Source organism: Thiohalocapsa halophila (genome assembly GCF_016583825.1).
Classification (GTDB): domain Bacteria; phylum Pseudomonadota; class Gammaproteobacteria; order Chromatiales; family Chromatiaceae; genus Thiohalocapsa; species Thiohalocapsa halophila.
On record NZ_NRRV01000035.1, the window covers coordinates 20,152 to 41,703 of the forward strand.

21 protein-coding genes are annotated in these 21,552 nt (G+C 69.1%); 15 read left to right on the forward strand and 6 right to left on the reverse strand.

Annotated features, from left to right (window positions below):
* Positions 1 to 2 precede the first annotated feature (2 nt).
* On the forward strand, positions 3 to 359 hold the full coding sequence (locus CKO31_RS14695; RefSeq protein WP_200238877.1) for a hypothetical protein: 357 nt from the start codon (positions 3 to 5) through the stop codon (positions 357 to 359).
* Positions 360 to 1,116: 757 nt separating this feature from the next.
* On the opposite strand, the gene CKO31_RS14700 is transcribed toward CKO31_RS14695, so the two are convergent.
* Together CKO31_RS14700 and CKO31_RS14705 are read right to left on the reverse strand one after the other, a co-directional pair.
* Complete coding sequence (locus CKO31_RS14700; protein ID WP_200238880.1) at positions 1,117 to 1,830, reverse strand: SDR family oxidoreductase; 714 nt, start codon at positions 1,828 to 1,830, stop codon at positions 1,117 to 1,119.
* A gap of 160 nt (positions 1,831 to 1,990) precedes the next feature.
* On the reverse strand, positions 1,991 to 2,200 hold the full coding sequence (locus tag CKO31_RS14705; protein WP_200238882.1) for a DNA gyrase inhibitor YacG: 210 nt from the start codon (positions 2,198 to 2,200) through the stop codon (positions 1,991 to 1,993).
* A gap of 284 nt (positions 2,201 to 2,484) precedes the next feature.
* Between CKO31_RS14705 and CKO31_RS14710 the strand changes: the two genes are divergently transcribed.
* From CKO31_RS14710 to CKO31_RS14755, 10 genes are all read left to right on the forward strand, one after another.
* Positions 2,485 to 3,234 carry a YebC/PmpR family DNA-binding transcriptional regulator gene (locus tag CKO31_RS14710; RefSeq protein ID WP_200238884.1) on the forward strand — a complete coding sequence of 250 codons (750 nt, stop codon included), beginning with the start codon at positions 2,485 to 2,487 and terminating at the stop codon, positions 3,232 to 3,234.
* Positions 3,235 to 3,536: 302 nt separating this feature from the next.
* The gene (gene ruvC, locus CKO31_RS14715) at positions 3,537 to 4,067 is read left to right on the forward strand and encodes a crossover junction endodeoxyribonuclease RuvC (protein ID WP_200238887.1); all 531 of its coding nucleotides are present in this window, start codon (positions 3,537 to 3,539) and stop codon (positions 4,065 to 4,067) included.
* 245 nt (positions 4,068 to 4,312) lie between these two features.
* Positions 4,313 to 4,603 (forward strand): type II toxin-antitoxin system Phd/YefM family antitoxin, encoded by a 291-nt coding sequence (locus CKO31_RS14720; protein WP_200238891.1) that lies wholly within the window; start codon positions 4,313 to 4,315, stop codon positions 4,601 to 4,603.
* On the forward strand, positions 4,600 to 4,899 hold the full coding sequence (locus tag CKO31_RS14725) for a type II toxin-antitoxin system RelE/ParE family toxin (RefSeq protein WP_200238894.1): 300 nt from the start codon (positions 4,600 to 4,602) through the stop codon (positions 4,897 to 4,899). Before CKO31_RS14720 ends, CKO31_RS14725 begins: the two co-directional genes overlap by 4 nt.
* A gap of 115 nt (positions 4,900 to 5,014) precedes the next feature.
* On the forward strand, positions 5,015 to 5,629 hold the full coding sequence (ruvA, locus tag CKO31_RS14730; protein WP_200238897.1) for a Holliday junction branch migration protein RuvA: 615 nt from the start codon (positions 5,015 to 5,017) through the stop codon (positions 5,627 to 5,629).
* Positions 5,630 to 5,799: 170 nt separating this feature from the next.
* Complete coding sequence (gene menB, locus CKO31_RS14735; protein WP_200238900.1) at positions 5,800 to 6,657, forward strand: 1,4-dihydroxy-2-naphthoyl-CoA synthase; 858 nt, start codon at positions 5,800 to 5,802, stop codon at positions 6,655 to 6,657.
* 111 nt (positions 6,658 to 6,768) lie between these two features.
* A complete protein-coding gene (gene menA / locus CKO31_RS14740) occupies positions 6,769 to 7,671 on the forward strand; it encodes a 1,4-dihydroxy-2-naphthoate octaprenyltransferase (protein ID WP_200238959.1) in 903 nt (300 codons plus the stop codon).
* Positions 7,672 to 7,750: 79 nt separating this feature from the next.
* Positions 7,751 to 8,818, forward strand: coding sequence for an o-succinylbenzoate synthase (gene menC, locus CKO31_RS14745; RefSeq protein WP_200238903.1), 1,068 nt, complete (start codon positions 7,751 to 7,753; stop codon positions 8,816 to 8,818).
* Positions 8,815 to 9,600: an alpha/beta fold hydrolase gene (locus tag CKO31_RS14750; RefSeq protein ID WP_200238906.1), complete on the forward strand. Its 786-nt coding sequence runs from the start codon at positions 8,815 to 8,817 to the stop codon at positions 9,598 to 9,600. The genes menC and CKO31_RS14750 overlap by 4 nt, the downstream gene beginning before the upstream one ends.
* Positions 9,601 to 9,907: 307 nt before the next feature.
* Positions 9,908 to 10,324 carry an acyl-CoA thioesterase gene (locus tag CKO31_RS14755; RefSeq protein ID WP_200238908.1) on the forward strand — a complete coding sequence of 139 codons (417 nt, stop codon included), beginning with the start codon at positions 9,908 to 9,910 and terminating at the stop codon, positions 10,322 to 10,324.
* 90 nt (positions 10,325 to 10,414) lie between these two features.
* Here CKO31_RS14755 and CKO31_RS14760 read toward each other — a convergent pair whose 3' ends face one another.
* The 4 genes from CKO31_RS14760 to CKO31_RS14775 all read right to left on the reverse strand — a co-directional run bounded on the left by CKO31_RS14760 (position 10,415) and on the right by CKO31_RS14775 (position 15,200).
* On the reverse strand, positions 10,415 to 11,836 hold the full coding sequence (locus CKO31_RS14760) for an APC family permease (protein WP_200238911.1): 1,422 nt from the start codon (positions 11,834 to 11,836) through the stop codon (positions 10,415 to 10,417).
* A 27-nt stretch (positions 11,837 to 11,863) separates the two neighbouring features.
* Complete coding sequence (locus CKO31_RS14765) at positions 11,864 to 13,417, reverse strand: AMP-binding protein (protein WP_200238913.1); 1,554 nt, start codon at positions 13,415 to 13,417, stop codon at positions 11,864 to 11,866.
* A 228-nt stretch (positions 13,418 to 13,645) separates the two neighbouring features.
* Positions 13,646 to 14,152 carry a PIN domain-containing protein gene (locus tag CKO31_RS14770; RefSeq protein WP_200238916.1) on the reverse strand — a complete coding sequence of 169 codons (507 nt, stop codon included), beginning with the start codon at positions 14,150 to 14,152 and terminating at the stop codon, positions 13,646 to 13,648.
* On the reverse strand, positions 14,133 to 15,200 hold the full coding sequence (locus tag CKO31_RS14775; protein ID WP_200238919.1) for a helix-turn-helix domain-containing protein: 1,068 nt from the start codon (positions 15,198 to 15,200) through the stop codon (positions 14,133 to 14,135). The genes CKO31_RS14770 and CKO31_RS14775 overlap by 20 nt, the downstream gene beginning before the upstream one ends.
* Positions 15,201 to 15,578: 378 nt before the next feature.
* Between CKO31_RS14775 and CKO31_RS14780 the strand changes: the two genes are divergently transcribed.
* The 4 genes from CKO31_RS14780 to CKO31_RS14795 all read left to right on the forward strand — a co-directional run bounded on the left by CKO31_RS14780 (position 15,579) and on the right by CKO31_RS14795 (position 21,431).
* Positions 15,579 to 17,177, forward strand: coding sequence for a bifunctional GNAT family N-acetyltransferase/carbon-nitrogen hydrolase family protein (locus CKO31_RS14780; RefSeq protein ID WP_200238922.1), 1,599 nt, complete (start codon positions 15,579 to 15,581; stop codon positions 17,175 to 17,177).
* Positions 17,178 to 17,960: 783 nt separating this feature from the next.
* Entirely contained in the window at positions 17,961 to 18,653 is a 693-nt protein-coding gene (locus CKO31_RS14785; protein ID WP_200238925.1) for a PEP-CTERM sorting domain-containing protein, read from the forward strand.
* A gap of 125 nt (positions 18,654 to 18,778) precedes the next feature.
* A complete protein-coding gene (locus CKO31_RS14790) occupies positions 18,779 to 20,923 on the forward strand; it encodes a PhoX family protein (protein ID WP_200238927.1) in 2,145 nt (714 codons plus the stop codon).
* Positions 20,924 to 21,188: 265 nt separating this feature from the next.
* The gene (locus CKO31_RS14795) at positions 21,189 to 21,431 is read left to right on the forward strand and encodes an ATP-binding cassette domain-containing protein (protein ID WP_200238930.1); all 243 of its coding nucleotides are present in this window, start codon (positions 21,189 to 21,191) and stop codon (positions 21,429 to 21,431) included.
* The last annotated feature ends 121 nt before the right edge of the window (positions 21,432 to 21,552 follow it).

Below are 21,552 nucleotides of genomic sequence, written 5' to 3' on the forward strand. Positions count from 1 at the left end.
CAATGCGCTACTACCTCGGAGCCGTTTGTCTGATCATCGGTGTCTGGTATATCTACGCGGCCATCAATCACCGCAAGAAAGTCCTCGCTGCCCGCGAGCGTGCCGCTGCATCCGGCCATGAGCAAAAGATCGACCCGGCGCTCGCGTCCGTGGGCACCACGATGCTGCCGTTCTATGCGATGTACGGCGCTTTTGCCTCCCTGCTGCTGGTGGGCGGGTATTTCCTCTCCGATCTCAAGCTCTACCTCTCCGTGGTAGACCTCTTCGGCCTCCTCGTGCTGGTGGTGGGCTACAGCGTGTTCATGGTCATGAAGATCGCCTACTCGAAGCTCGGCCTGGATATGTCCCAGCCCGCCTGACCTCGCCCGTCCGACCCAGCCCGCCCAACCCAGCCCGCCGAACCAGGCGCGGGCAACTTCTCGGTTGCGCGGATCATAAGCCGCTGACATCCGTGCCGGATGTCGGCGGCTTCGCGCGCCGGGGGCTTGATCGTAAAGAGAACAGTCAACCACGAAGCACACGAAAGCTCACGAACAAGAATACGAAGCAAGACAGGCGCTTGAACCTAGAAACGGTAGTTGAACGGCCCCCAGGGTACGTCCCGCGTGGCGTCCAGCAAGGCACAACGAGGCGGAATAGCCGACCTATTCCAACGAGTTGTAACGCAGCTGGGCGCCGCGCGGGGCGTGCCATGGGGGTCGTAGCGGCCCTCACCCGGGAGGTGGCCCTGAAATCGGTGCGAATTCTCAAATTGCGCAAACACTTGTAGCTGCTACGAAGCGGTCAACTGCCGTTTCTAGGTTGAAGGTAAGCCTCGCAGGGATCTCGCGCACCCGGGGCGTGAGCGCGCGAGCTTGCGTATCCTGCCGAGCCCCTTCGTGGTCTTGGTACTCTTCGTGGCTCAGATATCGGATCTAGGCTGACCACGGGTGTTCGTCCCGCCGAGCACGGCGAAATCCACCATCAGGCAGGCCGCCGCCAGCAACGGCAGGCTGCCGAGCAGCAGGGGCCAGCGGCGGGCGACGAAGCCGGCCTTGTCCGCCTGAGCCTCAGCCGCCAGGCGCCGCAGCGCGGTGTTGCCGGCACCCGAGCCAGGGCTTCCGCCGCGGGCCGTGGCTACCAGGGAATCCGCTCCCCATGTCGGAAGAACCCACCCGTCGGCCCGTCCGCGGCCAGGGTCGCGGCCCAGACGATGCCCTTGGCGCCTTCTTCCATGGACAAGTCGGCATTGGGCCCGCCCATGTCGGTACGCACCCAGCCGGGGCAGACCGAGTTGATGCGGATGTCAGTGCCCTGGAGCTCGTCGGCGAAGATGCGGGTGACGGCGTTGAGCGCCGTCTTGGACAGCCGGTAGCCGGGGCAGCAGCCGTTCATGTCGCTGAGCTGGCCCATGCCGGAGGAGACATTGACGACGCAGCCGCGGCCTTCCAGCAGCGGGATGAGCTGCTGGCAGAGCCGAAGCGCCGCCAGGGTGTTGGTCTCGAAGGCGCTGCGGATGGTCTCCAGCTCCGCGTCGAAGATGCTCGAGCCCGGCTGGCTGGGCCCTGGGTCCGGGAAGATGCCGGCGTTGTTCACCAGGGCGTCGATGCGCCCGTAATCGCGCTGGAGCATGTCGCGCAGCTCGCGGATGGACTCCGCGGCGGTGACGTCCAGCCGCGCGAAGCGGGCGTCGGCGCCGTCGGCCGCTAGCTTGTCGGCGGCGGCGCGGCCCTCGGCCTCGCGGCGGCTGGTGAGTACGACCCGGTAGCCCTGGCCTGCGAGCTGGCGGGCGGTCTCCAGTCCCAGTCCGCGGTAGGCGCCGGTGATGACGGCGACGGGGGGTGCGGTCATGATGAGCTCCTCGTGGTGGTGTTGGAAGTGCGAAGTGCGAAGTGCGCGGTGCGAAGTGCGAAGTGCGAAGTGCGAAGTGCGAAGTGCGGAGTGCGAGGGCAGCTGGGTGGACTGTCGCCGGCAGCCCTTCCCCGTGCGCTGCCGCGTCGGTGCGGGCGGGTCAATGCCGGCGCTCGCCCTCGTCCGCGTCGCCTTCCAGCCAGTCCCGGCCGACATCGTCGACGGCGGGCTCCGAAATGCGATGGCTCTCGTCCAGCCAGTCGCCAAGGTCGATGAGCCGGCAGCGCTCGCTGCAGAACGGTCGCCACTTCGACTCCGGCCCCCAGGGCACCGGGCGTTGGCAGGTGGGGCATTTGACGGTGACGGTCATTGGCACCTCCGGGGCAATCTGCACTCGGCGGTCGTGTTTTTGGTGGCCGTGCCGTGAGTGTCAACCGGCCGACGGCCTGGATCAAGCGCCGGGCGGGTCCGGCGCGATTCGTTAGAGGACGCGGTTGTGTGCGCGGGCTGGCCCGCCGGGCGATGTTAAACTGTCGCGCCTTTCGCGGTGCCGCCGCGGGTAGGCGTGCAGCGACGGCTCGCGAGCCGTGCTCGGCTGGCACCGGCGGCGGCAGCGCCCGCACCCGTCTTTCGTCTCGAGCAGCAGAGGGCACCATGGCCGGACACAGCAAATGGGCCAACATCAAGCACCGCAAGGCGGCGCAAGACAAAAAGCGCGGCAAGGTCTGGACCAAGCTGATTCGCGAGGTCACGGTCGCCGCGCGCGAAGGCGGCGGCGACCCCAACGCCAACCCGCGCCTACGGCTCGCTATGGACAAGGCCTTCGGCGCCAACATGCCCAAGGACACCGTCGACCGCGCCATCAAGCGCGGCGCCGGCGAGGAGGGTCTCGACGACTACGAAGAGATCCGCTACGAGGGCTACGCCCCCGGCGGCGTGGCCATCATGGTCGACTGCATGACCGACAACCGCAACCGCACCGCCGCCGAGGTCCGCCACGCCTTCACCAAGCACGGCGGCAACCTGGGCACCGACGGCTCCGTCGCCTACCTGTTCAGCAAGCAGGGCGTCATCAGCTTCCAGCCGGGCACCGACGAGGACAAGGTCATGGAGGCCGCACTGGAGGCCGGCGCCGAGGATGTCGTGGTCAACGACGACGAATCCCTGGACGTTATCACCACGCCCGAGGAATTCAGCGCCGTCTGCGCAGGGCTAGATCAGGCGGGCTTCGACACCAGCGTCTCCGAGGTCAGCTACAACGCCGCCACCAACGTGGAGCTGGACCGCGACAGCGCCGAGAAGCTCTTGAAGCTGGTGGACATGCTGGAAGACCTGGACGACGTGCAGGAGGTCTACCACAACGCCGATATTGCCGATGAGATTATGGCGGAGCTGGATGGGTGAGGCGCGGTCCTGGAGCAGGCGTCAATGCAGACTCCCGTAACCTGCGCTGAGTACGGAGTACGGAGTACGGAGTACGGGGGCGCTGTGCCGGCGCAGTGGGTGTGGTCGCTCCTGATCGAGCCCTGCCAGTGCAAATTGGGCTGCGGACGAGGAAAGCTCCAGCCGCAAGAGACAGCGCGAGAAGCGCCGACCCATGACCGGAGGCCCGCACACTGGCGGGCGCATCAGACGCGGCAAGGAGCCTGCCGCGTACTCCGTACTTCGTACTCCGTACGCTGCGTCATCATCGAGGCGGGCGGCGCGTGACCAATCATCTCCGCCACCGCATCCTCGGCATCGACCCCGGCTCCCGCAATACGGGCTACGGCGTCATCGACAGCGACGGCCGCCACAGCCGTCTCGTCGCCAGCGGCTGCATCCGCGTCGGCCGGCAGCCCTGGCCGGACCGGCTCGGGCTCATCTTCGATCGCGTCGCAGACCTGGCCGGCGAGCACCGGCCCCACGACATGGCCGTGGAGCAGCTGATCTTCGCCCGCGACCCCACCGCCGCGCTCAAGATCGGCCAGGCCCGCGGCGCCGTCCTCTGCGCCGGCCTCAAGGCCGGCGTGACGGTGCACGAGTACAGCCCCAAGTCCGTCAAGCTCGCCGTGGTCGGCAGCGGCGGTGCCGACAAGGCACAGGTGCAGCACATGGTGCGCATCCTGCTGAGCCTGGCGCAGGCCCCCGGCGAGGACGAGGCCGACGCCCTGGCCATCGCGCTCTGCCACGCGCACTCCATGGGTATCCCCCAGCGCAAGCGGGCCGCCGCGAGCTGGCGGGATTTTCGGCCCTGAGGGCGCCAGCTCCGACCAACTGCCGGTCGTTCCGGCACCGCAGTGCGATTGTCCAGCGCATGGTGCCCGAGCCGGCCATGCGGCTCGCGGGGCTCCAGCAGTGTGTGTTTTCAGAAGTTGGATCCATAGCGTAGCCTCTCGGCACTACTGCGGCCGATGCGCTGCCAGACTCGCCGGGTTGCAGCCTCTGCACGTTTGGCCTAATTTGGCTCAATTGCCCAGATAATCCGGCGGGACCGACCCTCATGCAGAACCTATCCGCACATGACGCCAAGGCGCGTTTCGGGCAGTTGCTGGACACCGCCCGTCGCGAGCCCGTCGTGATCGAGCGCCATGGCCGCGCCGTCGCGGTGGTGGTCTCCAAAGAAGAATACGACGAGCTCACGGCCATCAAGCTCGCGCATCTGCGCGCCGAGATCGGCACAGGCATCGCAGAGCTCGAGCGTGGTGCTTATGAAGATTACAAGCAGGAAGATTTGCCGGTACTTGCCGATCGCGTTAAAGCGGCCGGTCGTGAGCATCGCGCCAAGAAGTGACCTATCGGCTCTCGCGCAGGGCAGAGGCGGATCTTACCGACATCTGGTTGTATTCCGCAGAGCGATGGGGAGCCGAGCAAGCCGACCGCTATGTCGACGATCTAATCCGCCGGTTCGTCTGGCTCGCCGAGCATCGTTCGCTATGGCGTCCGAGACCCGCCCTTGCGGAGGGCCTTCACAGTTATCCTCAGCAGAGCCACGTCATCTATGTTCGCCAGATCGACGCGGCCGAGCCGATCATCGAAATCGTCCGGGTGCTGCACGGGCGAATGGAGCCGGACGGACTCCTGGAATGATCACCGTGGCATTGGGCGAGCGGTCGGGCCGGCAGTCAAATTCGGTGCGGTCCGATCACGCCGCGGTGTCAGACTGATCGGCCGCCTGCATCCACCGAACGACCGGTACCCCTCCATGATCGGACGTCTGCGCGGCCAAGTTCTCGCCAAGCACCCGCCGCAGGTGCTGATCGACGTCGGCGGCGTCGGCTACGAGGTCGAGGCGCCCATGAGCACCTTCTATGACCTGCCGGCCGTCGGCGAGGAGGTCGCGCTGGTCACCCATCTGGTGGTGCGCGAGGACGCCCATGTGCTCTACGGCTTTCTTCACGAGCGCGACCGGGCGCTGTTCCGCGATCTGCTCAAGGTAACCGGCGTCGGCGCCAAGATGGCGCTGGCCATCCTCTCCGGCATGGACGCCCAGCGCTTCGCGGTCTGCGTGGAGCAGGAGGACATCACCGGGCTGAGCCGCCTGCCCGGCATCGGCAGGAAGACCGCGCAGCGCCTGGTGATGGAGATGAAGGACCGCGTGGCCGGGCTCGGCACCGGCGCCGTTGCCGGCGTGCTGCCGGCCCGGGACATCGGCGCGAGCGTCGCGGCGGACGCACCGCTGGTCGATGCCGTGAGCGCGCTGGTGGCGCTAGGCTACAAGCCCGCGGATGCCGGCCGCATGGCCCGTGCCGTCGCCGAGGACGTCAAGACCTCGGAGGAGATCATCCGCGCGGCGCTCAAGTCTGCGGGCGCGGGCTGAGCGGGGGCGCCGCTGCGCGCCGTCGCCGGCCTCAATGGCCCTGGCCAACGCCGGTGTTCCGGCAAGCCTGTCAGTCCTGAGCCGCTCAGGCCCACCGCCGGCGCAGTCGCTCGCCCGCCTTGGGTACAATCGCCGGCCAGACGCCAGCCCAGAGCCTCAGCGAGGTCACGATGAGCCCAGACGCCGACTCCCCCGTGCAGCAGCCCGCCCCGGACTGGCAGGCCCCCGAGGATGTGCTCTACGAAGACATCCGCTACCACCGCGCCGAAGGCATCGCCCGCATCACCATCAATCGCCCGGAGGTGCGCAATGCCTTCCGCCCGGAGACCATCATCGAGCTGCTGGACGCCTTCCACCGCGCCCACCTGGACCCGGAAGTGGGCGTGGTCATCCTCACCGGCCAGGGGGAGCTCGCCTTCTGCTCAGGCGGCGATCAGCGGGTGCGCGGCGACGGCGGCTACCGCGACGCCGCCGGCACCGAGCATCTGAACGTCCTGGAGCTGCAGCGGCGCATCCGCTCCCTGCCCAAGCCCGTCGTGGCCATGGTGGCGGGCTATGCCATCGGCGGCGGTCATGTGCTGCACCTGGTCTGTGACCTCAGCATCGCCGCGGACAACGCCCGCTTCGGCCAGACCGGCCCCAAGGTGGGCAGCTTCGACGCCGGCTACGGCGCCGGGCTGATGGCCCGCACCGTCGGGCTCAAGAAGGCCAAGGAGATCTGGTTCCTCTGCCGCCAGTACGACGCGCAGGAGGCGCTGGCCATGGGCCTGGTGAACACCGTGGTGCCGCTGGCCGAGCTGGAGGCCACCACCGTCGACTGGTGCCGGCGCATGCTCCAGCTCTCGCCGACGGCGCTGCGCTGCCTCAAGGCCGCCTTCAACGCCGACGCCGACGGCCTCGCCGGCATCCAGGAGCTCGCCGGCAACGCCACCGGGCTCTTCTACCAAACCGAGGAGGCGCAGGAGGGCCGCAACGCCTTTCTGGAGAAGCGCCCGCCGGACTTCTCCACCTACCGGCGGCGGCCCTAAACCTGTGATCGAGAACCTGTAATCGAGAACCTGTAATCGAGAACCCGTGATCCAGAGCCTATGACCGAGCGTATGCCCGAGCCTACGCACAGCACCCCCGGCGCCGCCGCCATGCCCAATATTCCGACGCTGCGCGAGCAGTCCCAGCGCTGGCTGAGCGCGGCGCGCCCGCGCACGCTGCCGCTGGCGGTGACACCCGTCCTCGGTGCCCTGCTCTTGGCGCTGGCGGACACCGGCGGCATTGCACCGCTGACCGCGCTGGCCACGCTCCTCGCCGCCGCCGGCATCCAGGTCGGCACCAACCTGCACAACGACGCCGCCGACTTCGAGCGCGGCACCGACAACGGCGCGCGCCTGGGGCCGGCGCGGGCATCCGCCCAGGGCTGGTTCACCAGCGCCCAGGTGAAGCGCGCGGCGCACATCGCCTTCCTCACCAGCTTCGTGCTCGGTCTGCTGCTGGTGGTGCGCGGCGGCTGGCCCATCCTGCTGCTGGGGCTCGCCGCCATTGCCGCCGGCTACGCCTACACCGGCGGGCCCAAGCCCATCGCCTACGGGCCCTACGGCGAGCTCTACGTGCTCTGCTTCTTCGGCATCGCCGCGGTGGCCGGCAGTTACTACCTCCAGACCCTGACCCTCTCCGCCGGGGCCATCAGCCTCGGCATCACCCTCGGGCTGCCGGCGGCGGCGGTGCTGCTGCTGAACAACTACCGGGACTTCGACACCGACCGCGCCGCCGGCCGTCGTACCCTCTGCCATGTCCTGGGCCGGCCGGCTGCCCGCAAGGTCTACGCCGGGCTGCTGCTAGCGCCCGTGCCGCTGCTGCTCTGGGGCGGTCTGCCCGGCTGGACCTGGCCCGTGCTGCTGGCGCTGCCGGTGGGGCTCAAGCTGATGCGACAGCTCGACGTCAGCGATGGCCGGGCGCTGAACACGCTGCTCGGGCGCACCGCCCAGTACCAGATGCTGCTGGTGGGGCTCTATGGCATCGGGCTGCTGCTGGGCTGGCTGTGGGGCTGAGCTGCCCCGGCCGCGCCCGGTGCCGGATGCGGCGCCCGGCGGCCTGCTGCACTTTGGCTCTCGGCGCCGACCCTCTTCCATGACGGACCTCCGGCTCGGCCTGTACCCCTATCGCCTGGCGCTGCGCCGCTCCTGGCGCACCGCCCGCGGCGTGCTGCACGAGCGCGCCGGCTGGCTGGTCCGTGCGGAGTCCGACGGGGCCGTCGGCTGCGGGGACTGTGCGCCCCTGCCGGAGGCAGGCACTGAGAGCGCAGGGCAGGCCATGCAGCGGCTCCGGCATTGGTGCGAGCGCACCGGCGAGGGCATCGCCGGCCTGCTGGCGGCGCTGGACGCCGAGTCGGGCGCGGCCCCCGCCGCCGACTGCGCACTGGAGACGGCCCTGCTGGACCTGAGCGCCCGCCGCGAGGGTCTGCCGCTGCGCCGGCTGCTGGCACCCACCGCCCTGGATCGGCCCGCCGTGAACGCCATGCTCGGCGCCGCCGCAACGCTTGAGAGCCGCGCCGTCGAGGTCGCCCTCGCCCGGGGGTTCCGGGTGCTGAAACTGAAGCTCGGCACCGGCCCAATCGCCGAAGAGCTGCGGCGCATCCAAGCTGCTGCCGCCCTCCTGTCGGCCGGCGCCAACCTGCGGCTCGACGCCAACGCTGCCTGGGATGCTGACACGGCCACCGCGTGTATCGCGCAGCTCGCGGCGCTGCCCATCGACTGCCTCGAAGAGCCCTTGGCGATCCCGGACGACGCCGCCCTCGGGCGCTTGCAGGCCGCGGCGCCCTTCAGCCTGGCCCTGGACGAATCGCTGGCCGGCCGGGCGGACCTCGACCCGAGCCGCCTGCCCGTCAGGCGGCTGGTGCTGAAGCCCGCGGCCGTCGGCGGCCTGCGGCGCACGCTGCACCTGGCTGCTCGCGCCCAGGCCGCCGGCCGCGAGGTGGTGGTGACCAGCCTGGTGGAGTCCGCCGCCGGGCTCTGGGCAACGGCGCAGCTGGCGGCGGCCAGCGGCAGCACGCTCGCCCACGGGCTCGCCACCGCCGATTGGCTGATGGCCGATCTCGGGGCGCCGCCGGTCATCGCGCAGGGCCGCATCGACCTGCCCGACGACGCCGGCAGCGGCTTCACGCCCTACGACGGCCAGCTCAAGCTACCGGCACTATGAGCGACGACGCCCGCACCGACCTGCTCCGCGGCTATGCCTGCCGTCGCCTCGGCGCGCCGGCGCAAGCGCCGAGCACGCTGCTGCTGCACGGCTTCACCGGCACGAGCGCCGACTGGGACCTGTGGCCCGGAGACGCGCCGGCGGCCCTGGCCCCGGACCTCCCCGGCCACGGCGGCAGCCCCGACCCCGCCGGCGACTTTGCCGCCGAGATCCGGCGTCTGCTGGACGCGCTCCCCGCGAGCGTCGAGCGCGTCGCAGGCTACTCCCTGGGCGGGCGCATCGCGCTCTGCCTGCTGGCGGCGGCGCCGGAGCGCTTCGGCGCCGCCACCATCGTCTCCGCGCACCCCGGGCTCTTCAATCCCGCGCAGCGCGACGGCCGCCGGGCGCTGGATCAGCGCTGGATCGGTCTGCTGCGCGACCAGGGCATCCGCGCCTTCGTGGATGCCTGGGAAAGCCAGGCCCTGTTCGCGACCCAGACCGGGCTGCCGGCGGCCATTCTGGCGGCGCAGCGCCGCCGCCGGCTCGCCCAGCGCCCCGCCGGCCTCGCCGCGAGCCTCGCCTGCTTCGGCCTCGCCCGGATGCCGGATACCTGGGGCGCGCTCGCCCGCTGGCCGGGGCAGCTCACCTGGCTCGCCGGGGCCGGCGACGACAAGTTCGTCGCCATCGCCAAGCGCGTCGGCCGCGAGCGCCCGGCGACCGACCTGCGCCTGGTGCCGGACGCCGGCCACAACCTCCTGCTGGAGGCACCCGAGGCCGTAGTCGACGCCGTCCTCGGCCGCTGACTGCAACCTAGAAACGGCAGTTGACCGCTTCGTCGCAGCCACAAGTGTTTGCGCGATTGGAGAATTCGTACCGATTCCAAAGTCACCTCCCGAGCGAGGGCCGCTACGACCCCCATGGCACGCCCCGCGCGGCGCCCAGCTGCGTTACAACTCGTTGGAATAGGTCGGCTATTCCGCCTCGTTGTGCCTTGCTGGACGCCCCGCGGGACGCACCCTGGGGGCCGTTCAACTACCGTTTCTAGGTTTTCGGCCCACACCGTCAGCGCGTCGCTTTGCCCCGGGCAACGACCGCGGTAGAGTCGGCGTCATGAGCGAAGCCGCCTTCGAGCACCGATTCCGCGTCGCCCTGCACGACGCCGATGCCGCCGGCGTGCTCTTCTTCGCCCACCTCTTCCGCCACGCCCATGATGCGTACGAGGCCTGGATGGCCTGGCTCGGCTTCCCCCTGGATACCATGCTCCGCCACGGCGAGCTCCGCCTGCCGCTGGTGCACGCCGAGGCCGACTACCGCCGCCCGCTGCATCATGGCGCCGCCGTCATCGTAGAGCTCACCCCCGCCGCCGTCGGCGAGCGCAGCTTCACCCTCGACTACCGCTTCCAAACCGCCGACGGCGGGCTCGCGGCCACCGCCCGCACCGTCCATGCCGCCATCGACACACACGGCCGCCGCAGCCTCCCCCCCCAACTCCGCCAGGCCCTCGAAAAATGGGGACGGTATATTTAATTCAGAGCCGGGCGACGCGCATCCGCAGGCTCTAATAAGGGCGACGAAGTTAAGGTTACCGTCCCTTTAATTGGCGGTCCGTAGCTGAAGTTATCCTGCACGCACTTGGGTGGAGCCGAGGAGGGCGGCGCGGATGTCGGCGTCGGCGGGCTTGGGCGCGAGGCGATAGATGACGGCGCCCAGCGCCGCCCAGGCGATGAGGATCAGGTACTCCTGCGGCCAGCGCAGTGACAGACCGGTGCCCGGCAGCACAATGGCGGCGATGATGGCCAGGGCCGCGGCGCCGCCGATGCCGGGCAGCCAGCCGGGGCGCACCCGGTAGGGCGCCGGCTGCCCGGGGTGCAGCCGGCGGATGCGGTAGAGGCTCGCCACCGCGATGGCCCAGGCGAGGCCGATGTAGACGCCGCCGGTGTCCAGGAGCCAGAGCAGGGCGCCCTTGCCGAGCCAGCCGAGGCCGAGCGTCAGCGCCAGGGTGAAGCGCAGCGCGCTCACGGGCCGCCCCGCCGAATCGAGCCGCGCCAGCGCCGGCGGGAAGAGCCCGGCGCGGGCGAGGCTCAGGATCACCCGCGACGCCGCCGAGAACAGCGCCAAGAAGCTCGTCACCAGCCCCAGCACCGAGATGGCGTAGGCGCCCCAGCCGAGCAGCGGCCAGCCCGCATGGCGAAAGGCGTCGATGACCCCTTCGTCCATGGTCGCCGTGGTCTGCCACGGAATCAGCCAGGCGGTGGCCAGCAGCACCAGGCAGTAGAAGCCGGTGGCCGTCAGCACCGTCGCCAGCACCGCGAGCGCAATGCGCCGCGGCGGCAGGGCCGCGTCCTCGGCGAGCACGGACACCAGGCTGAAGCCTGTCAGGAAGGTCATCGCCGGCAGCACGAAGCGCAGCGTGCTCGCCACAGGGCTCGCCTCCGGCGCGAAGGCGGGCCAGAAATGCTCGACGCTGCCGGTGCCGAAGCCCACCGCGGCCAGCGCCAGGCCGATCAGCAGCATGGCGCCGAACAGCGCCAGCTGCACCCGCCCGGCGAGTCCCATGCCCCTGGCCGTGAGCACCAGCACGGCCACCGCCAGCCCGACGCCCATCACCAGCACCGGCAAATGCACCGTGGTGCCGGCGATGCGGTAGAAGGCGATGGATTCCAGCCCCGGCAGCACCACCGCCAGCAGCATGCCCGAGGCCGTCACATAGAAGGCCAGGGAGCTGACATAGGCCCCCACCAGCAGCCAACCCGCGATGAAGGCCAGCCGCCGGCCAAAGGCCGCATAGGCAAAGACCACTTCGCCGCCCGCACGCGGGAAGCGCGCCGCGAGCTCGGCATAGGCGAGGGCCACACAGGCGGCGAGCAGCCCGGCCAACGCGAGCCCGAAGATCTCGCCGCCGGCGCCGTAGCGGGCGAAAAAGTCGCTCGCGGTGTAGACCCAGCTTGTGCCGAGCATGCCGGCGGCACCGAGGGCCACCAGCATGGGCAGGCTCAGGGTCTTGGTGAGATCAGGGGGTTGCGGGGAGGCTCGTGGCATACGCGACTCCGCCCGGTGCGCGATGGATCAATCGGCGCTTGGTGGGCCGGGGGCCTGTTCAGCATGCAAGGAATCGCTCCGGGACTCAGCGTTCAGGGACTCCCCGCCAAAGGGCTCTCCGGAGCCGGGCGCACCGGCGTTGGCGGCATCCGGTCCTTCGACGAGGCGTTTCAGGGCTGCCCGGTCCGGCTTGCCGGAGGCGAGCAGCGGCAGGGCCGCAAGGCGGCGGAACAGCCGCGGGCGCTCGCGGCTCGGCAGCTCGGCGCGGCACCAGGCCTCCAGCGCCGGCGCCGCCGCCGGTCCGCGCCAGCAGGCGGCTAGTGTTGCACCCCAGTGCGGATGGGTCACCGCGACGACGGCCGCCTCCACCACGCCCGGCGCCGCCGCGAGCCTGGCCTCCACGGCGGCAGGGGAGACCTGCTCGCCGCCGATGACCACCAAGTCGTCGGCGCGCGCGAACACCCGCAGCGAGCCGTCCGCCTCCACCCGGCACAGGTCGCTGGTGGTGAGCCAGCCGTCGCCGAGGCCGAGGCCCGGCCGGCGGCGGGCGTCGGCATAGCCCGCCATCAGCATGGGCCCGCGCAGGCGCAGCCGGCGCGGCGGCTCGCCGGGCCCGGCGCAGTCCGCCTGCACGTCAGGCAGCAGCGGCCCCACCAGACTGCCCGGCGCCGCATCGTCGCGCCAGCGCCTGACGGCCACCATGGAGCCGGTCTCGGACATGCCGTAGCTTACGAACAGGGGCCAGCCCGCGGCCACGGCCCGCCGCGCCAGGGCCGGATGCAGCGCCTGGCCGCCCAGCAGCAGCACCCGCAGCCGCGGCGGCGGCGCCGGCATGGCCTCCAGCAGTCGACTCAACATCGCCGGCACCAGGGACAGGTGGGTGACGGGATAGCGGGCCAGGGTCGCCGCCAACGCGCAGGCATCGAAGTCGGTTCGGGCAGCGGCGCGCGCGGGCTCGGTGAAGATGCAGGCGCCCGCGCCCGCGCGCTCGGCGCCCGATTCTGTCGGGGCCGCTTCACCGGCCGGCCCATCCGCCGCAACCAACCGCAGCGTCGCCCCCGCCAGCGCACAGCGCCAGCCGATGGCGAGCCCCCCGATGTGATGCAGCGGCAGCACGCAGAGCCACTCGTCACCCGGCTGCAAGTCCAGCGTCCCGTTCACCCGTGTGGCGGACGCCGCGAGCTGCGCCGCGGTCAGCATCGCTACTTTCGGCGCCCCCTCGCTGCCGCTGGTGCGGATCAGCAGGCTCGGGGCGGTGGCGCCTCGACAGTCCGCGGCGGCGCCTCGGCCGGTGCTCGCCGGCGCATGTTGCCCCCAACGCCACTCGGCGCCGACGGCAGCGGCGAGCGCATCGACGTGCGCCGACGGCAGCCCGGCGGGATACGGCAGCAGGCCGGCGCCAACAAGGACAAGGGCGTGCTGCAAGCACAAGACGCCCATGGGGTCATCGGCGGGCCGCAGCACCACGTCTCCCGCCCGCACACCCCAGGCTGTCAGCTTCCCGGCCAGGCGCCCCGCCGCCGCCGCGAAGTCCGCCTGCGACCAGTGCGCGGCGCCCACCGCGACGGCGGGTGGCGACATGACCGATACCGACGCCTGCGACCGCGAGCCAAGAGCGGTCGCCGGCGCAGACGAAGGGGTTGGGTTGGCTTGGGACATGGCGAAGCGGGCTGCCGTAGTCCAGCGATGTTGCCACGGACTGGACGGAGCCGGCAGCGGCGGCTTGCGGGCATGGGCTCCGGGTCGTCAGAGACGAAAATCGGAAGCGTTGCTGCCTACTCGACGCCGCGCCTCACCGAGTGACCTGACTCAACCTGCGCTGTCTGGATCTACGAATTTCGACAACTGCCGCTCCACCTTTCCCCACGGCAGGCGCCGGCCCTCATCGCGCATAGCCTCATAGGCTGCTTGTGCATCAGCCGGGGCCGCGATTCTATTCAACACCATCTGCTCCACCAACCAGAGCGTACCATGCACTTCGGTACCTTCCGTTGCGGCAACCATGCGCAGGTTTTTATCGCCGGTGAGCAGCGGGCAAGCTTCCTGACGCGCGAGGGCAAGCGCGAAGATGTCGTTGCGACTGACCCCGGTGCGGCGATACCTGTCCAGGAGGGACACGGCGTCGGCGATGCCGGCTGCCGCCAGCGGCAGTACGTTCAGGCCGCTCGCCGGCAGCTCGGGGTGGTGTTGCGCCAGCTCTTCGGCGAACAGGATGTCGGGGACGGCAAACCTGTAGGTCAGCTGAAACATGCTCGCCAGCATCCCGCCTACCTGGATATCGATCAGGATGTTGGCGTCACTGATGAGCAGCTGCATCCGCACGCTCCATGTGTCGCATGGCATGGAAGTCCATCGTCGACATGCCCATCAGCTCGGCGGCCTTGGATTCGGTAACCAGGTCTTCGGCCAGGGCGTGGAACAGTAGCTGGCTGAACAGCTGAGGCGCTTCCCGCGGGTAGGGGTCACAGGGCTCGCGCTTGTGCCAAGCCCGAGAGCGGAACAGCTTCTGGTGCTGGATGTACGCGTGCTCAGAGAGCACGCCCAGGTCTCGGGCGCGGAACAGCCACGCCGCCATGCTGAGCCCGTACGCGGCTTTCAGCACGCAGAGCTCGCGGGGCTCTAGGCGCGTGCGCGTCGCGCCGAGCTCTTTGATGACTTCCGGCTTCGGCGCGAGGAAGGCGCCGGCGAAGCGATGCGCTGCTTTCTCTTCGTCCAGCTCGGGCGCCAGGCGACCGTCGAGCACCAGGTGGCCCAGCTCGTGCGCGAGTGTGAAGCGTTGGCGATCACCGGGCCAGTCACGGCCGACGACGACGACGGGCATGTCCTGCACCTTTGCGGCCAGTCCGTCGAACTGCCCGCCGGCGGGCGTCTCGACCTGGAACACGAGGATCCCGCGCTCTTCCAGGCTATCGCACAGCACGGGTATGGGATTTCGGCCAAGCCCCCAGGCCGAACGAAGCGCCAGGGCAAGGTCTTCGATGGCGTCGAGCGTGGCGATACGCGTCGGCAGGTTGGCCGGCACGGAGAACGGCCGCACCAGTCGTTGGGGTATCAGCTCCTGCAGCTCCAGAAAGCGCTCTAACTGCTCCAGGGTCGCAGCCTCTATGCGCCGCAGCGCCTTCTGCGGCACTCGCGCCTGCTTGCGGTACTCGACGCCCTGAAGCTCGATGCCGCCGGCCCGGAAGAAATACTCCACGCGCACGCCGAGTGCTTTCGACAGGGTCAGCAACACTTCGGACGAAGGCGTCGCATCGCCCTGCTCATACTTGGCGATTGCGGTGTGACTCACACCGGCCTGCGCAGACAATGCCCGTAAAGACAGACCTGCGGCTGCCCGGGCCTGCTTGATGCGCTGTCCGATCATGATCTGTACCTCCCAGTGAGGTTTACAAAATTGGCATCCTTTCTTCAGCTTGTAAACCGAGGAGGGAAGCAGATTTTCGGCTGAAGCTCGGCATCGACCGCGGCATGGCCTTTCGCGGCGTTGGCGCCGCGCTCAGCCTCCGCTACCTCGGCGCTGCCTATGCGGTATTCGCGCTGCGCCTGGTCCTCGGCCTGCTTGCCGAGGCGCTCGACTTGCAGGTATAGAGGCGCGGCTGCGCCAGGTGAGCACGTCCCGCAGCCCGTTGGACTGGAGTCGTTGTCGCATCGCCGGGTATCGGCACACTGCCGACGCCGGCGGCCGGATGGCACAATCGCAGCCATTGCCATCCGCCACAGTGCCATCTGCGGGAGCCCGCCTTTGTCCACCACACCCAACACCCCCGACAACGCCGCCGACAACGTCGAGCGCCTTACCGTCCGCAACGCCACGCCGGCCGATGTTCCCGCCATCCGCGCGCTGTTCGAGCGCGCCTATGCCGGCGCCGGCATCGGCGGCTACACATCGGCGATGATCCGCGGGCAGATCAACAAGTTTCCCGAGGGGCAGTTCGTCGCCGAGGCCGACGGCGAGCTGATCGGCTTCTGCTCCAGCTTCGTCATCTCCGGGCGGGTGGCGCTCAAGCCCCATGACTGGACCTGGATCACCGGCGGCGGCTACGCGAGCCGCCACGACCCCAACGGCGACTATCTCTACGGCATGGAGGTCTGCGTGGACCCGGCCTACCGGGGGCTTCGCATCGGCCAGCGCCTGTACGACGAGCGCAAGAAGTTGGCCCAGGCCTGGGCGCTCAAGGGCATCATCTACGGCGGTCGCCTGCCGACACTGCGCGCGGCACTGACCCGCGACGAGAACCGCTACGACACGCCCGAGGCCTATGTCGAGGCCGTCGAGGCCGGCCGCGAGCACGATCCGGTGCTGACCTTTCAGCTGCGCAACGAGTTCAAGGTCGTTGGCCTGATGCCCGGCTATTGGACCGAGGACACCCAGTCCATGGGCTACGGCGTGCACCTGCTGTGGCGCAACCCGCAGGTCTCCGACGAGCTGGAAGAGGCCCGCCAGAAGGAGTACGGCGGGCGGCTCATGGACACGGTGCGTGTGGCCACCGTGCAGTACCAGCAGCGCCGGGTGAAGTCCTTCGATGAGTTCCTGGACATGATCCGCTACTTCGTCGACGTCACCGCCGACTACCGCGCGGACTTCTGCGTCTTTCCGGAGCTGTTCTCTCTGCAACTGCTCTCCATGCAAGACCAGGAGCTCTCGCCGGCCGAGGCCATCGACGCGCTCACCCGCTGGACCGACCCCATCAAGGACGCGCTGCGGGAGATGGCCGTGCGCTACAACATCAACATCATCGGCGGCTCGCATCCCACCAAGATGCCGAACGGCCGGGTGGAGAACATCTGCTACATCTGCCTGCGCGACGGCGAGGTGCACGAGCAGCCGAAGATCCACCCCACCCCCAACGAGGTCTACTGGTGGAACATCGAGGGCGGCCACGACCTCGCCGCCATCAACACCGACTGCGGTCCCATCGGCGTGCTCATCTGCTACGACGCCGAGTTCCCGGAGCTGGCCCGCCACCTCGCCGATCAGGGCGCCAACATCATTTTCGTGCCCTTCTGCACCGACGAGCGCCAGTCCTACCTGCGCGTGCGCTACTGCAGCCAGGCGCGCGCGGTGGAGAACCAGTGCTATGTCGTCATGTCCGGCAATTGCGGCAACCTGCCCAATGTCGCCAACATGGACATCCAGTACGCCCAGAGCTGCATCCTCACCCCCTGCGACTTCCCCTTCGCCCGCGACGGCATCGCCGCCGACACCAGCCCCAATGTCGAGACCGTCGCCTTCGCCGACCTCGGCCTCAAGGCCCTGCGCGAGGCCCGCTACGAGGGCACGGTGCAGAACCTGAAGGATCGGCGGCATGATCTGTACACCACCGTGTGGCGGGAGCGGTGAGCGTGCACGCCAACAGCCGGACGCCGCGGTCTGCCTGCTGTCGTCGCTCCGCTTTCATCAGGGCTCACTAAACGCGCCGTGAGTATCGCCCCGCTGTGGCATGGTGCGGTGCCTGATTGGGTCGCGAAGGCGATGCGTCTCTAACCAGCTCAATCGACGGCGCGTCCGACAGCTCCAGCTGAGACGACTCCTTCGGCATTATCTGAGCCCGGCTCCTACTTGGGGCCCCCTCCTTGCACGCATCTGCTATGACTCCCGGAGCTCGCCCGCCACGTCGCTGACCAGGCCCCCCGAGCCGCCACTGCGGCCATCGCGCAGCGCGGCTCCTGATCCTGCGCGTCTCCATCACCCGGCGGCTCCGGCGTCGGCCGACGCGGCTGCGGCCATCGCGTGTGCCTTTGCCGCCGGACATCCCCCTCGTCATTTCTTGCTCATTGAATGGACCGCGGTCCGTCATGGAACCGTCGTCTGCCCTTCATTTCCCGCCTTTATACTGAGTCCGTTACTCGGAATAAGGCTTTCCAAGGTATAGGCGCGTCGGCATCAAGCGCGTCTTTCGACCAATTACACGGTCGGCGGCGCTTGATCAAGGTAGGCCCTGTTGTCTGATCGTCTCAACACTTTCGTCTGTGTGCGGGCGCGCTCGTAATTGTCGTTTGCAGCCGGTCGATGCCGCGACGCATCGGCATTCGTCATCGGTTCTCCGGCAATGACACGCAGCCCGCTCATGCCCTTGTATCGCTACCGTCCAGGAATGACCGCAACCCAAGAGGCTCATCGTCTATGTCTGTCCGCAAGCAGTTACCCGGCGCGTTTCTGGGAGCGACCGCGCTCCTGCTAGCAAGCTCCGTCCAGGGCGCTGTCATCACCGCGTCGGGTGCGTTCGATCTCACCAGTCTGAGGACCGCCAACGTCTCGTCGATCACGCCTTTGAGCTACGAGGCGTCTTCAGAGAATTCTCTTGCAAACAGCAACCTGACCGGACCTGCGCCGGTCTCTGCCTTGGTCGACACCGACTTCAAGAACGGCAGTGCATCGGCCACGGCGGACGCCGCGGACTTGAGCCCGTCGGCATTGACGGTGTCTGCCGATGCCTTTGACGCCGGTAATGCGCTGGCCTCGCTGTCCTATGACTTCAGCTATGAAATCACCGCGGACGGACCGGTGTCCATTGCCATCGACTACAGCGCCTTGTACGACCTGGGCGGCAGCATTATGGCCAATACGCTGGTCTCGCTGATGATGTTGGACAGCTTCAGCGGCGGCTTCGATCAGGCCGCGCTGCTGCCGGGCGATCCGGCATTCGCATTCGGCACCCTGAGTGTGGGCTACGACGGAGCGGAAGGCGACACCGGTGTCATTACACTCCTCGCTTCCGCCGCTGCGGACAGCGGGGTGGAAGCCGTTCCGCTCCCGAATACGCTGTTGGTGCTGGGCCTCGGGCTGGCCGCCATGCTCGGCGCGCGCAAGCGCTGATTCCCGTCTACGCCATTGACCACTGGCCTGCGGACACGCGCGGCCGATCAGGGACCCTGCGTCCCGAATTCGACCCCGATGCATTCAATTGGAGAAGACTCATGGGCAAGTACGAGCACGATTCGATGAGCGCCGACATTTTTCAGGACGACGGCACCGCCGACGTCATGCCCGGCACGCCGGCGCGGCCGACGGCGGCCGACCCGATTCAGGTGGTCATGCAGAAGGCCGTCTCCCGCCGGGCACTGCTGAAGGGCGCCGCCGTTACCGGCGCGACGCTGGTGATCGCACCGGGCGTCATGTTCGCGACGAGCAAGCCCGCGGTGGCCGCCGGTGATCCCTCCGCCCGCCTGACCTTCACGACGCTCCCGGCCGGCGACGGCAGCGAGCCCGACGTCCGGGTGCCGTCCAACTACGCGGTCACCGTCCTGCTGCGCTGGGGCGACCCGCTGACCCCCACGGCACCGGCCTTCGACGTCGACAACCAGACCGGTGCCAGCCAGGCCCAGCAGTTCGGCTTCAATGCGGACCTGGTGCTCTGGTATCCGCTGCCGAGCTACGTGCGCCGCTCGGTGGACATGACCGGCGAGCTGAACAGCCTGGTGGATCGGGTCATCGGGTTCCAGTATCCGCGCCTGAAGCAGCGCGGCAGCGGGGGGGCCCTGATGGTCGTCAACCACGAGTACACCTCCGCCGACGACATGTTCCCGGGCTATGTCGACGGCAGCCCGACCCTGGATCAGGTGGAGACGGAGATCGAGGCCCACGGCTTTTCCATTGTCGAGCTGACCCACGGCGGCGGTGCCCCGAGCTTCGACATCACCTCGCCGTTCAACCGGCGCGTCACCGGCTCCACGCCGCACGCGATCACCGGCCCGCTGCGCGGCCACCCGATGCTTCAGACCAGCACCGATCCGGCGGGCGAGACAGTGCTCGGCTGCCTGAACAATTGCGCCGGCGGCAAGACCCCCTGGGGCACCATCCTCACCTGCGAGGAGAACTTCGATCAGTACTTCGCGAACTTCGCGGGCGCTCCCGGCGACATCGCGGCCTTCAGTCAGCGCATCCCGGCCCCCTCGGGTGCGAGCCGCCGCCACTGGGAGGACTATGTCCCGCGCTTCGACCTGAGCAGCGAGCCGAAGGAGTACAACCGCTTCGGCTACATCGTCGAGATCGACCCCTACGACCCCAACGACGTGCCGAAGAAGCGCACCGCCATGGGCCGCTTCAAGCACGAGGGTGCCGCCTGCCGCCTGACCCCGAGCAACCGAGTCGCGGTGTACTCCGGTGACGATGCCCGCTTCGAGTACGTCTACAAGTTCGTCACCTCAGGCAGCTACAACAAGTACAACCGCACCGCCAACAAGCGCCTGCTCGACAGCGGCACCCTCTATGTCGCCCGCTTCGACGCCGGCGCCGTCGACGGCGACGACATGGGCAGCGGCGTCTGGCTGCCGCTGGTGTGGCAGGCGGGCAACGCCCTGGACCAGGCCGGCTACGCAAGCCAGGAAGAGGTGCTGCTGGACACCCGCGGTGCCGCCGACGTGCTCGGCGCCACCCCCATGGACCGCCCGGAGGACATCGAAGTCGCCGCCGGCACCGGCAAGGTCTACATCGCGCTGACCAACAACTCGCGTCGCGACGGCGACCCCGGCGAAACCCGCATCGTCAACGGGCGCGAGGTCAGCTCGGCACCGGACGAGGCCAACCCGCGCAACAACACCTATGACGACGGCGACCCGACCAACAACACCGGCAACCAGCACGGGCACATCATCGAGCTGATCGAAGACGGCGACGATGCCGGCGCCCTGACCTTCACCTGGAACATCCTGGTGAAGTGCGGCGACCCGAGCGTCGTCGCCCACGACACCAGCTTCGGCGATCTGGCCGATCCGGTGGCGGCGGGCGTGAGCCCGATCTCGGACCCGGACAACCTGGTCCACGACGACACCGGCAACCTCTGGATCGCCACCGACGGCCAGTACTACAGCGGCAATGTCGGCTTCGGCCAGAACGACGGCGTCTTCGCGGTGCCGGTGGAGGGCGCCGACCGCGGCCTGCTGCGGCAGTTCCTGTCGGGCGTGCCCGGCGGCGAGGTGTGCGGGCCGGAATTCTCGGGCGACAACCGCACCTTCTTCTGCGCCATCCAGCACCCGAACGACGGCAACGCCTTCAACGCCGTATGGCCCATCGGCGACCCGGACGGCGTCTCCAAGCCGAGTCTCATCGCCGTGTACGAGCTCACCGGGGCCAAGATCGGCACCTGAGCGCTGCCGGCATATGTGTCGCGAGGCCGAGGCGCGCAGGCCCCGGCCTCACGGGCAAGCTCTGCGATAACCGGCCCTGCCCCCCTTGGACGCCTCTAGGGCGAACGCGAGGCGGGCGCAGGGTCGTGAGACGCTCTCGTCGGCGAGCCGGACCCAACCCGGCGCTCTGGCTTCTCATCCCGAAAGCGTGGTCTCTCAGCGCTGACGCCTGGGCTCGAACCCGGACATCGACCTATTGTTCGTGCTGTGGCCGGAGGCATGATCCATGCGCGAGGCGGCAGCGGCAGCAGCTCCCAACCCGGAGCGGACACCGGAGCCGCCGGCGCTGGAAGTCACCGAGGCCTTTCAGCACGTGGCCGGGCACGCGGTGCTGAACGGCGTGTCACTGACGGTGCAGCAGGGCGAAGGCGTGCTGCTCATCGGCCGCAACGGCGCGAGCAAAAGTCTGCTTATGCGTCTGGTGCTGGGGCTGGACCTGCCCTCGGCAGGACACCGCCGTCGTTGCTGATGGCGCCGACGTTGAAGCCCGCCACCACGGGCGTTGTCCACCTGCGCGACTTGGACGCGTGCCGCACCAGTATTGGATATCATCGTCGCGCTGATCAGGATTCCGAGGTGCCAGCGCATGG